The sequence below is a fragment of the Lactobacillus sp. ESL0263 genome, from assembly GCF_003692845.1.
Lineage (GTDB): Bacteria > Bacillota > Bacilli > Lactobacillales > Lactobacillaceae > Lactobacillus > Lactobacillus apis.
This window is the reverse complement of record NZ_REHL01000002.1, coordinates 23,444-35,574: the sequence shown is the minus strand read 5'-3', so window position 1 is coordinate 35,574 and position 12,131 is coordinate 23,444. Positions and strand designations below refer to the sequence as shown.

The 12,131-nt window shown below is 38.2% G+C and carries 12 protein-coding genes and 1 riboswitch; of the genes, 5 read left to right on the top strand and 7 right to left on the bottom strand.

Going from position 1 to position 12,131, the window contains the following annotated elements:
* Positions 1-106 precede the first annotated feature (106 nt).
* On the bottom strand, positions 107-247 hold the full coding sequence (locus F5ESL0263_RS00625; RefSeq protein WP_090094091.1) for a hypothetical protein: 141 nt from the start codon (positions 245-247) through the stop codon (positions 107-109).
* 190 nt (positions 248-437) lie between these two features.
* Positions 438-800 carry an iron-sulfur cluster biosynthesis family protein gene (locus F5ESL0263_RS00620; protein WP_046305846.1) on the bottom strand — a complete coding sequence of 121 codons (363 nt, stop codon included), beginning with the start codon at positions 798-800 and terminating at the stop codon, positions 438-440.
* A 191-nt stretch (positions 801-991) separates the two neighbouring features.
* Between F5ESL0263_RS00620 and F5ESL0263_RS00615 the strand changes: the two genes are divergently transcribed.
* From F5ESL0263_RS00615 to htpX, 3 genes are all read left to right on the top strand, one after another.
* Positions 992-2,092 carry an SLC13 family permease gene (locus F5ESL0263_RS00615; RefSeq protein ID WP_122034054.1) on the top strand — a complete coding sequence of 367 codons (1,101 nt, stop codon included), beginning with the start codon at positions 992-994 and terminating at the stop codon, positions 2,090-2,092.
* Positions 2,093-2,204: 112 nt separating this feature from the next.
* Entirely contained in the window at positions 2,205-2,774 is a 570-nt protein-coding gene (locus F5ESL0263_RS00610; protein WP_046305843.1) for a LemA family protein, read from the top strand.
* Between the two features lie 11 nt (positions 2,775-2,785).
* On the top strand, positions 2,786-3,679 hold the full coding sequence (htpX, locus tag F5ESL0263_RS00605) for a zinc metalloprotease HtpX (protein ID WP_122034052.1): 894 nt from the start codon (positions 2,786-2,788) through the stop codon (positions 3,677-3,679).
* A 52-nt stretch (positions 3,680-3,731) separates the two neighbouring features.
* Here the strand turns inward: htpX and F5ESL0263_RS00600 are convergent, their stop codons facing one another.
* On the bottom strand, positions 3,732-4,670 hold the full coding sequence (locus F5ESL0263_RS00600) for an AraC family transcriptional regulator (protein WP_233558436.1): 939 nt from the start codon (positions 4,668-4,670) through the stop codon (positions 3,732-3,734).
* Positions 4,671-4,835: 165 nt separating this feature from the next.
* Positions 4,836-4,927, top strand: a riboswitch (TPP riboswitch).
* Positions 4,928-4,974: 47 nt separating this feature from the next.
* On the opposite strand from F5ESL0263_RS00600, the gene F5ESL0263_RS00595 reads away from it, so the two are divergent.
* Positions 4,975-6,330 (top strand): ATP-binding cassette domain-containing protein, encoded by a 1,356-nt coding sequence (locus F5ESL0263_RS00595; protein ID WP_122034051.1) that lies wholly within the window; start codon positions 4,975-4,977, stop codon positions 6,328-6,330.
* An 8-nt stretch (positions 6,331-6,338) separates the two neighbouring features.
* The gene (locus tag F5ESL0263_RS00590; RefSeq protein WP_122034049.1) at positions 6,339-6,992 is read left to right on the top strand and encodes an energy-coupling factor transporter transmembrane protein EcfT; all 654 of its coding nucleotides are present in this window, start codon (positions 6,339-6,341) and stop codon (positions 6,990-6,992) included.
* A 545-nt stretch (positions 6,993-7,537) separates the two neighbouring features.
* Here F5ESL0263_RS00590 and F5ESL0263_RS00585 read toward each other — a convergent pair.
* The 4 genes from F5ESL0263_RS00585 to F5ESL0263_RS00570 form a co-directional block, all read right to left on the bottom strand.
* Complete coding sequence (locus tag F5ESL0263_RS00585) at positions 7,538-8,953, bottom strand: glycoside hydrolase family 32 protein (protein WP_370448824.1); 1,416 nt, start codon at positions 8,951-8,953, stop codon at positions 7,538-7,540.
* Between the two features lie 127 nt (positions 8,954-9,080).
* A complete protein-coding gene (gene rlmH / locus F5ESL0263_RS00580; protein ID WP_074426100.1) occupies positions 9,081-9,560 on the bottom strand; it encodes a 23S rRNA (pseudouridine(1915)-N(3))-methyltransferase RlmH in 480 nt (159 codons plus the stop codon).
* A 490-nt stretch (positions 9,561-10,050) separates the two neighbouring features.
* On the bottom strand, positions 10,051-11,265 hold the full coding sequence (locus tag F5ESL0263_RS00575; protein ID WP_109715008.1) for a S1C family serine protease: 1,215 nt from the start codon (positions 11,263-11,265) through the stop codon (positions 10,051-10,053).
* A 57-nt stretch (positions 11,266-11,322) separates the two neighbouring features.
* Positions 11,323-12,120: an MBL fold metallo-hydrolase gene (locus F5ESL0263_RS00570; RefSeq protein WP_122034045.1), complete on the bottom strand. Its 798-nt coding sequence runs from the start codon at positions 12,118-12,120 to the stop codon at positions 11,323-11,325.
* Between the last annotated feature and the right edge of the window lie 11 nt (positions 12,121-12,131).

Here is a 12,131-nt window from a genome sequence, read left to right as displayed (position 1 = left end):
CCACTGCTCCTTTTGGCTAAATGCTTCTTAAGTCAATTTTACCCCAAATTATGGTAAGAAAAAAAGCGGATCACAATTGATCCGCCTTTATCGTTTTTATTTCAGACTATTTGTTTTCGTCTGCTTTGGCCTTGTTCAAGAAAGCAACAACTGCTGCTACGTGAGCAACACGCTTCTTACCGTTTTTCTTGTTCTTAGGTCTTTGGTTTGGTTCACAACCAGTGTTGTAATTTTCACCTTTACGCATAGTACTATACTTCCTTTCAGATTTTCGAAAATCTCATTTAGTTTACCACGTAAGGCTCAAGCAGGCAAGGATGCTTCTTTAAAAGTAACTTATTACCATTTATTTTTTCACAAAAACAAAAAGACAATCTAAATTAGACTGTCTTTTCGCATTTAATTAAAAAGTTTTAGCGTATTAGTTGCCATTATTTTTACTTATTATATTCATTAACTGTGACAGCACCGTCAATCACGCCGCCATCGTCTGCAAGACTCATTGCTGCATTCTTTTCATCAACAACTAAGTCGTTACCTAAGTATTGCATTTCAGCAGGACTAGTATATAAGTCAAGGCCTGCATTGTTCTCAACTTCAATTGTAAAGTCAGGGTCTTTTTGATCCAAAATCACAAATTGAAAACTTGAACCAACGGTGCATGTACCACCAACGTCAGAATACTTATTAGAACCATCATTCAATGATAACAAAACTACTTGGCCATCTTTAACTTGGCCCTTAATCTTATCTGCAGCTTCAGGTTTGATATTTACTTTAACAGTTTCTGAATTACTCATAATAAAATTACCCCCTAATCTTTGTCTGTTTCCCTAAGTATAGGGTATAGTAAGTTGTGAAGTCAAAAATTATGTTTATTAATCTTGCAGCCTTTTTGCTAGCCAAAAATATATATTGCGCACACAGAAAAAAAAGCTCAAAATAGACTTATTGACTTTGGATGATTGTAATGTGTGAAAGGGGACATTTTATGACCGTCTTAAAAAAAGTTTTTAGTGACCGCATTTTGCAAATTACTGCAGTGGTGACACTGATAAGCCTTTTTTTCGCTAGACCACGTCTCGAAGACATTAATTTACATACGATTTTTTCTGTAGCTGCAATGCTAACTATCATTCAAATCTATGCTTACTTGCATGTTCTTGATGTTTTAGCCTATAAATTGACTAGTATTGCTGATAACATGCAGAAACTGAATATCTTGTTCACCTTATTAGCAATCATCTCTGGAATGTTCTTAGGTAATGACATAACTGCTCTTACATTGATTCCACTATATTTAAATATTGCCAAAAGATGCGATTTACCACAAATTTTGCCGGTTACGTTAATTGGCATGGGCGCAAATATCGGTGCCGCGTTTACGCCATGGGGTAATCCACACAACATTTTTCTTGTCAGCAAGTACTCTGTTAATGCCCTTGAGTTTTTCTCGTGGTCATTGCCATTACTACTTTCTGCCTTGGTGATTGCATTCATTATCTTTCACTTTATTCCGCGCACCAAGATTCCAGTTCAAGATATTAAACAAATTGATATTAGTGTACGACCGACTGTTGTCACTACCGCAGTTTTCGCTCTGTTTTTTTTGGGTGTCTTTAAAGTTATCAATGTAGTAATTCCAATGGTTGTTGCGATTATCTTAGCTCTACTAATTAATCCCAAAATTTTACTAAAAGTGGATTACGCGTTATTACTAACTTTTACCTGCTTTTTTATTTTCATTAGTGATATCCAACAGATTCCAATCGTCGTTAGTTTGATTCACGCAACGGTGAATTCTGAAACTTCTACCTACTTTACTTCCATCCTCTCAAGCCAAGTCATCAGTAACGTACCTGCAACTATCTTAGTCGGCAAGTTCACCACTCACGCCAAGGCACTGTTTCTAGGCTCTAATATCGGTGGCTTTGGCTCACCAATTGGCTCAATGGCCAACATGCTAGTACTCAAGACCTTTACACAAAATGCCTCAGTTTCACGCAGTGAATTTTTCAAAAAATGGATTGTGATGCAGTTCGCCGGTTTGCTTATTTTGACTTTAATTGGCTGGATACTGCTCCTAGTTTAAAAGTTAATTATTTATTAGGTTTTACCAGTAAACGCTGTGTAAAGCCTTTTTTTATATTCAAGTGCACAGTTATCAGTTATAATTAACTAATATTATTCTAGGAGGAAAAACAATGTCTAATCTTACCTTAACAATTTGGATAGCAGTAATTATTGTCGTATTAATATTGGCAATTTATATCGCTATCTACAATGGCTTGCAAAAAGCCAAAGTATATACTGACGAAGCTTGGAGTCAAATTGATGTTCAGCTAAAGCGTCGTAACGACTTAATTCCTAACTTAGTTGAAACCACCAAAGGTTATGCTAAGCATGAAAGTGAGACACTAGAAAAGGTAGTTCAACTGCGTAATCAATTAACTAACATTCCTAGTGATGATCACGCTGAAACTTTAAAGGTATCGAATCAGCTTTCAGATAGCTTAAAAACTATTTTTGCTTTATCAGAAAACTATCCTGACTTAAAAGCAAACCAAAACTTTGCTAAATTGCAAGAAGAATTAACTAACACTGAAAACAAAATTGCTTATTCAAGACAGCTTTACAACTCATCTGCTGCTCTATATGACCAAAAGCTATTAACCTTCCCTTCAAATATTGTTGCTGGAATCCACGGCTTCAAAAAGGTTGATTACTTGCAGACAGCCGAAGCTGAAAAAGAAGTTCCTAAGGTTAAATTTTAGATACTAATCTCATGTTATTTCAACAAATTGCTCGTAATAAACGAAAAACAGCTGGCATCATGGTGGTGTTTACGCTCATTTTAGCTCTTGCTGGCGTTGGATTCGGCTATCTTTTTGCGGACAATCCAATCTTGGGGCTGATTATTGCCCTTGTTGCTTGTGCAATCTATTTACTAATAGTTTTGCCCAATCCAGCTAACTTAGTAATGAGCTTGAATCATGCCCAAGAAGTTCATGAAGCCGACAATCCCGAGTTATGGCATGTTGTTCAAGACATGGCTCTTGTTGGTAAAGTTCCGATGCCGCGTGTTTTCATCATTAATGATGCTAGTCCAAATGCCTTTGCAACAGGGCGGGACCCTGAGCATTCAGCGGTGGCAGTTACACAAGGACTCCTCGACATGATGAATCGTGAAGAACTCGAAGGCGTTTTAGGACACGAAATCTCTCACATTAGAAACTATGATATTTTAGTTTCAACCATTGCCGCTGTTTTAGTAGGTGTTATTTCATATTTATCTGGTATTGCCAGCCGCTATATCTGGTGGATTGATGATGATCGTGATAGTGACAATGATAGTAACAACGCTATTGTAATGGTTTTTAAAATTGTTGCGATTGTCTTTGTTCTTATTTTGGGACCACTTTGTGCTAGTCTTGCGCAAATGGCATTATCGCGTAATCGCGAATACTTAGCAGATGCTTCCTCAGTCGAATTAACACGTAATCCGCAAGGATTAATATCTGCTTTGGAAAAAATTGATGGTTCCGATCCAATGAAACAAGCAGATCCAAGTAGCGCGGGAATGTACATCGAAAACCCACTTCATAAAAGGGGTACTACACATTTATTTGATAGTCATCCACCTACAAAGGACCGAATTGAGCGGTTAGAAAAAATGTAATTTTAGTTATTAAAAAATGCATCCCTTAATAGGGGTGCATTTTTTGCTCATTTTATTTCAGATTAATATTGGCCTGTCTAAACAGTTCAGCCCGCATTTGAACAGGCGTTTCATGATAGTACTCACCAAACTTTTTATAAAAGAATGATTTTCCATTGTAGCCTACCCTAGTAATAATTTCCTTGACTGAAATGTCGGGACGGGCAAGTAAATTGCGCGCTTCTTGCATTCGTCTCTCGTCAACGTGTTCGACAAAACTTTTACCAGTCTTCTGCTTAACCAAGGTCGAAAAATAATTCGGATTCAAGCCAAAATGCTTGGCCGCTTCATTCAAAGTAACATCGGCAAAGTTCTCATCAATGTATTGTTCCAAGGCTGTTTGTGCAAATTTAGGTGCAGCAGTCGGCGCCTTTTCAAAGTCCTTGTTTCTAAGTGCTGCTACAAATAAGATACTAAGCTCGGCAAGCACCATGTTTTCAACAAAAAGATCCTGATTAAGATATTCATCGATAATTTTTTTCATTATTTGTGCAGAGCGCGACATTGCTGAATAGTTTAGATTTAATAGTCTGTTTGTTGTCATTAGCTTACTGATGTGATCAATTACAGCTTTTTCTTGCTCACTAAAATGCTGTTTCTTTTTTAGAGTAAATTGTTCGGACAGCCTTTGACTAAGTTCTATTTTAACTAGCAAATCTTTTTTGCCCTGCCTTTCCACCTCATATTCACTCTTTTTTTGCAAAAGAATAATATTACCAGCAGAAATCGTGAACGCCTGACCGTTAATTTTGGTTTTTGTAGTCCCAACAGCTTCATAAAGAATCGTTAGTCCTGTTGTTTGATAACGATGAACACCGCCGTTATGATTTTCAAGGTTAATTGTAAACAAGTCAAAGTCATTACTGCCTGGACTCAATCTTATTTCATTGGAATCAGAAGTAGTTGCATCAATTACACTTGTTAAATACTGTTCCTGTTTTACCGTTGCCATAGTTATCACCCGCCTATTAGTATCTTTTTTTCATAATTTTATTATATCGTAATTTTTAGCCCTAAGTCGGACTTGAAATATCATTTTTAACAAAAACCCGTATGCCTTTTTTACTTCTTGATGCAATCTAGACAAGTACTAGGTTCTTTTTGTATAATAATCATGAATATACTAAAGGGGTGCCGTTAGGCTGAGAACATACCCATTGAACCTGCTTTGGACAATGCCAGCGAAGGGAAACTAATTATTTTGCGCCGTTGAACATCATTGTTCAATGGCTTTTTATTTATCTTGGTAAGAAAAATTGATCAGAACAAACCAGCTCTCATTTTCATATGACGAGCAACAGAAAATACTTAATAACATTACACTCGAAATTCCAACCGGCAAATTTTCACTACTTATTGGGCCTACTGGCTGTGGTAAGTCCACTTTATTAAAAATTTTAGCCGGACTTTATCCTAAATATGCTGGTAAAGTTAGCGGAACAGTTGAACTAGATGGATTACGTTCCGCGATGATGTTTCAAAATGCCGGTGAGCAGTTCACTATGGCAACACCACGAGAAGAAATAATTTTCGCTCTCGAAAATTTACAACTAAGTCGTGATCAATATCTAGAGCGGCTCAACGATGCAACAAAATTTACGCAAATTGAACAGTTACTGGATCAGAAAATCACGACACTATCGGGTGGTGAGCAACAACGAGTTGCACTAGCTGTCTTAGTCGCAATGGATGTTGATTTGTTTTTACTTGATGAGCCGTTTGCTAGCTGCGATCCTGAAGCACGTCAATTTTTAATTACTAAATTGGCGCATTTAAGGGATAAAGGAAAAACGATTATTTTAACTGACCATGTTTTGACCGGCTATGAAAACATTTGTGACTACTTGTTTCAATTTAAACGTGATAATGTCACGCTGCTAGATGAAGCAAGTAAAAATGAGTTATTACATGATAGTCAACAGAAACACACTTATACTTTTGCCCTTCCTGAAAATGAAACACCATGTTTTGTTTTAACTAATGCTCAAGTTGAACAAAATCGTATTCTGTTAAAGCAAGACCATCTAAACATCATTGCTGGCAAAACAACACTAATTACCGGTGCCAACGGTGTTGGCAAGACTTCATTATTTAATGTTCTGACTAAAATGCTTCCATACAGAGGAAGTGTTACCTACGACAAGCGTGAGATCCGTAACCAGACGACAAGAAAATACTTACTAGAGGTTGGGCAAATTTTTCAAACCGCAACCGACCAATTTATTGCCGTTTCGGTTGAAGACGAAATCAAGCTCAGTCTGAAGCAAGCAAAAGATAGCTACTTTACAGAAGAAAAAATAGCCGAAATGTTGGATTATCTAGACTTAAGTCAAACCAAAGATCAAGTTGTCTATTCTCTTTCAGGCGGTCAACAAAAGAAGTTGCAGATTTTATTAATGTTAATTTCCGGCCAAAAAGTGTTACTGATTGATGAGCCATTGAGTGGCTTAGATCATGAATCGGCACAAAAAGTCATGAACTTATTGCATGAGAGTCAGAAACAGCGTCACCAAACGTTGCTTATTATCAGTCATGAATTAACTAATCTTGCCGACTGGTGTGACTACCATTTAGTTTTTAGTAATCATTATTTAACATACAGTAATAAGTGAGGTAAAAGATGAATCCTAGTTTCAAATTTCTTTTAGCACTGATCATTTCAATTGAGTTATCGCTTAAAACTAGTTTAACAACTAACTTATTGGTAATTGTTTTTGCCGTTGTCTATTTACTTACGCAAAAAATCAAATTTAAAAGTCTATTATTTACCCTGCTTACGCCATTAATTGCGGCATTCACCATTTTTGCGACTCTTTACTGGTTTGCCCCGCAGCCTAACCTCGAAAATGCACTCAGTCTATCTAGCCGTATTTATGTCTACACACTAACAATCTGTTGCGTATCGATCAAAACAACTGCTGAAGAATTAGCCCGCTCACTCGAACAGAATTTTCATTTACCAAGTAAGTTTGCTTATGGCGTCTTAGCCGCATTAAATATCATTCCCCAAATGAAGCGAGCAGTTAAGCAAATTCGCATTGCTGGAATGATGCGCGGAGTTTACCTCAGTTTTTGGTCACCTGTTTTATACTTCAAAGCCATCTTGGTAGCGCTGAATTCAGCTGAAAATCTGGCGCAAGGAATGGAATCTCATGGCTACGTCGAAGGGGCGAAACGCTCGGTGATTGTTGCAGTGCCACTTAAAGCCAGTGATTGGCTATGGAGTGGTGTCATCTTAATATTAGTCAACCTTGCACTGTTTACCTTAAAGTAACAAAAATAGTTCCATTCATTGTGGGGGTATGCTCTGATTCCCCTCATAGTGTAGGTTTCGCTCTATTTCCCCTCATAATGTGGATTTTGCTCTACTTCCCCTCATGGTGTGGGTTTTGCTCTACTTCCCCTCATGGTGTGGGTTTCGCTCTATTTCCCCTCATGGTATGGGTTTTGCTCTATTTCCCCTCATAATGTGGGTTTTGCTCTACTTCCCCTCATGGTATGGGTTTTGCTCTATTTCCCTTCATGGTGTGGGTTTTGCTCTACTTCCCCTCATGGTGTGGGTTTTGCTCTATTTCCCTTCATGGTGTGGGTTTTGCTCTACTTCCCCTCATGGTATGGGTTTCGCTCTACTTCCCCTCATGGTGTGGGTTTTGCTCTACTTCCCTTCATAGTGTGGGTTTTGCTCTACTTCCCCTCATGGTATGGGTTTTGCTCTACTTCCCCTCATGGTGTGGGTATTACTTTTATCCTCTCATAGTATAGTTACGGCCTTGATTCCCTAATTAAAAGATTACAATTTTTAGACCAATAAGCTTAATACTATTTGCTTAAATTATACGCAGTTATTTGAGTCATAACTGGCTTATCTGCAGTTAAAACTATCCTTGGCTCATTCTTAGTATAGTAGCGTTCTGAAAAGACTAATTCCCCATCATTTATAAAGAACTCAACCGAGCTTGTATCGATAAAAATGCGGAGTTTAAGTTCATCACTTGTATTCACCTGGCCAAAGCGCTTAGCGTCATTTGGCTTTTTATCGCTGCGCTTTATAACGACTTCATTTGTAGCACTATTAAAAGTTAGCATTAAGATGTTGCCCGCGCTTTCTTTCAAAGTAAATACTATCTGCTTACCTTCCCAATTCTCTAATGAAAAGTTTAACAGTAGTTCTACATGTTGGTCGTCAGAAACATTAATCTGTTCATTTTCCACAGCAAGTTTCTGGTCCACTTCTTTTTTCTGCCGCAATGCTATTAGTTCTTCCACCGGTGTCATCAGCAAGCGATTATCTTTTAGCTTCAGTTCACGCGGCAAAGTTAATGCTCCTGACCACCCGTCTGCCTGCTCGGGAAAGTTTGAATGCCACATGTCCATCCAGCCAAATAGAATTTGCCTGTTATCTGGCGTGCGCATTGTTTGTGCAGCATAAAAATCATGTCCATGATCTAGTTCGGTAAAGCAGCCATGTTCAAAGCGATTATTTTGATAATCCATCTGGCCAACAAAATAACCTGTTTGGTGGCAATTTAAGTACTTTTTACCTGCTGAATCGATGCCTTGTGGTGAGCAAAGCAAAATATCCTTATCATTTAAAGAAAAGAGGTCAGGGCACTCCCACATATAACCTTCTTCAGCAACATTTGTGGCTTCAGCGATTGGCCCTAAATATTGCCAGTGGTATAAGTCATTTGACTGGTAGGTCAAGACTCGTCCCAGTCCTTCTTTACTTTGACTTCCTATTACCAAATAAAATTTGTCGTTATGGCGCCACACTTTAGGGTCACGAAAGTGTTCCGAGTTATCAACAGGAGCAGACTCAATAACCGGGTTATGGTCATACTTTTTAAAATGCACACCGTCTTCACTAAAGGCCACATTTTGCGTTTGACAGAATTGCTCGTGCTTATTGTCACAGTAGCGATTTCCGGTATAAATAAGAAAGAGACGACCATCTTTTTCGATTGCACTTCCTGAATAGCAGCCGTCACAGTCTGGTTCGCTGTCAGGAGCAAGCGCAATTGGTAATTCTTCCCAATGCACTAAGTCCTTACTGCGATAGTGTCCCCAATGCATTGGTCCCCATTCAGCTGAGTAAGGATGATATTGATAAAAAATATGATAGTAGCCCTTAAAATAAGAAAAGCCATTTGGATCATTCAACCAACCTGCAGGCGTTGAAATGTGATAATTTAAGCGATAACGCTCGTTTGTTACTTGGACTGCTTTTTTCATCATTTACTCCTTTCAACCGAATAAATTCATTCACCGTCATTAAAGCAGAACTTTATTAATTAAACAAATAAAAAGGGAACAAAATAATTTGTTCCCTTTTAACGTAGCAATATCCCTAACTCAGCTAATACTACTTATGATAAGGACTGCCATTATTAATCATAAACCCACGGTAAATTTGCTCAATCAGCACGACGCGCATTAGCTGGTGTGGCAGAGTTAATTTGCCAAAGCTAATCAAATCATCCGCACGCTTATTCACAGCCTGACTTGTTCCGAGACTACCACCAATTACAAAAGTTACGTCCGAATGACCATAAAGAGCCAAGTCACTCAGTTCTTTTGCAAAGTCCTCACTAGTACGTTCCTTACCCTTAATTGCAGTTACATAAACGTACTCACGCTCCTTTATTTTGCTTAAAATTCTGTCACCTTCAAGCTCCTTGACTTGCTCCTGCTGTGCCTCACTGAGCTTCTCAGGTGCCTTCTCGTCTGGAACTTGCACAATTTCTATTTTTGCAAAGCGACTCAGTCTTTTTTGATATTCCGCAATTGCGTCCTTGAAATACTTTTCCTTTAATTTGCCTACGCATACAATCTTAATATTCATGATTCCTATTTTATCCCCTAATTCGCATTGTTTCCACCTAGTTTTTCCACACCTGTGAATAAACTTTTTCTATATTTTGTGCCTCTTTTGCAAAAGGGACCGATACCTAGTGCTACTTAAAAAAAATTGGCTCGGTTTGTCAAATTTACCCACATTTTGTCTTTTGATAATTATTATTCACAAACTTTAGGCTCTAATCGTTGTTGCACCGGTTTGAACAGTTGTTTGTTTTAACTACTTAGTGTTATTGTTTACACACAAGTCACAGGTTATGCACAGTGGTCTTACAACTATTACCCCATATTTATGCACAATCCACAAAGTTTTCCACAGTTATCAACAAGTTTTGGCAAAATAGTTTTTTCTTGACAGCTTAAAAAGTCGAACTATTTAGTGTTTCGCAATTATTTTGTTAGCAAAAAGGCTATACCAGCAATTAAAATCGCTTAATATAGCCTTTTTTATCTCTAATTAATGAATATTCTCAAAACTAGTTGGATTCAAGTTTTGCACGTAAATTAATTTCTTTTCCACCACGGTTAACGGTTAAAGTGACCGTATCACCAATTTTGTGATTATACAAAATGGTGTGTAACGATGCCACATCTGAGACTGTTTTGTTGTCAACCTTAATTATTACATCGCCAACTTTAATTCCTGCATGTGCGGCAGAGCTATTCTTATTCACAGTTGCGACATATATTCCGTCCTTTAAATTGGACTTAATATTGAGATGTTTGCGATAGCTTGAAGGTATTCCTTGAAGAGCAATGACCTTAACGCCAAGTTGTGGTCTAACGATCTTACCCTTTTTAACAAGTTGGTTAACAATGTTGACTACTTCGTTTGAAGGAATTGCAAATCCCATTCCTTCAACTGAAGTACCATCACTTGATTGCGAAAGTTTCATTGAGTTAATCCCAATCACTTGCCCAGCAGAGTTAACTAGCGCACCACCTGAATTACCTGGGTTGATTGCGGCATCCGTTTGAATAACTGTTTGTTGGTTAGCAGAAGAGGTTGTAATGCTACGTGCAGGCGCTGAAATGATCCCTTGCGTAACCGTTGAGGCGTATTCACTGCCAAGCGGTGATCCAACTGCAATAACCGTTTGTCCAGCCTGCAGGGTCTTAGAATCGCCAAATTCAGCTGTCTGGGTGACGTAGCCTGCATCGATTGCTAAAACTGCCAAGTCAGTTGTGGCGTCAGTTCCAACAATTCGCGCGTCTACTGTTTTACCATTAGACAACATTACCTTTACCTTGTCACTACCTGAAACAACGTGGTTGTTAGTGACGATATAGCCTTTATTCCCCGTTTTCATGTAAATAACGCCGGAACCTTCACTATAGGTTTGGAGCTTACCACGCTCTTTTTTACCGTCATCTTGGTCATCGCCAAAAATATCAAAAATTGAGTTACTGCTACTACTTGATTGGCGCTTTAAGTTAATGACAGAAACAACAGCTCCTTTAACATCATTATATGCAGGAGTCATTGTGCCACTTGTTTTAGCACTATTTTTTGAAGTCTTTGAACTACTAGAAGTAATACTTGTTTGTGCATCATTGCTATTTAAATTAGCATTATTCATCTGATCAATGGCAAAGTAAGAAGCTCCACCACCAATTAGTCCCGCAACAACGCCAACGATAGCCGTCTTAACTAAACCATTTTGTCTATGTCTAGGGTTTCGATTGTCCATTTTTTAATCTCCTTTAAGTATTTAATCTAGTATACTGAAAATTGTTATTCAATAACCTTAAATTTGTTCTAAATTCGTCGGTTTATCCGCGTCAGTCATGATGAGCTGCACATCGGACGGCAAAGGAGCATCGCCATTTATTAAAACCTGCTTAGCAGCATCATATGCTAGCTTGGCTGTGTTGTTATGTTGACTACGGTGTGCCATGTAAATACGCTTTGTCTTATTTGAAACAACATCTAAGAGCGCCATGGCAGCATCCTCATTCGACAAGTGACCAACATCAGACAAAATACGCTGTTTTAGATTCCAAGAATATGGTCCATTACGTAGCATCATATCATCGTAGTTGAATTCCATCATATATGCATCAGCGTCGGAAATGACATCCTTCACCTTACTAGAAACATAACCCGTATCTGTCAAAAAAGCCATTCTTTTGCCACCACTAGTGAAAACATAATACTGTGGTTCAGCAGCATCATGACTAGTTGCAAATGCAGTTACATCAAGGTCACCAAACGTCTTTGTTTGCCCCGGCTCAATAACATTTATTTGTTCGACCGGAATTTGACCAATTTTCTGTGACTCAGTCAAATATGACCAAGTTCCACTATTAGAAAAAGCAGCAATTTGGGGATAGCGTCTCATTAAGACACCTAAGCCCTTGCTATGATCTGAATGATCGTGACTCAAAAAAACCATATCGATCTCTTTGATATCAACTCCAACATCTGCCAGCAGAGATGCAATCTTTTTTCCTGACAAGCCTGCATCCATTAAAACTTTATGCTGTGGTGTTTCAATCAGGCTGGTATTGCCTGTTGAACCGCTAGCTAAAACAGAAACGCGCACACGTTTTTTCC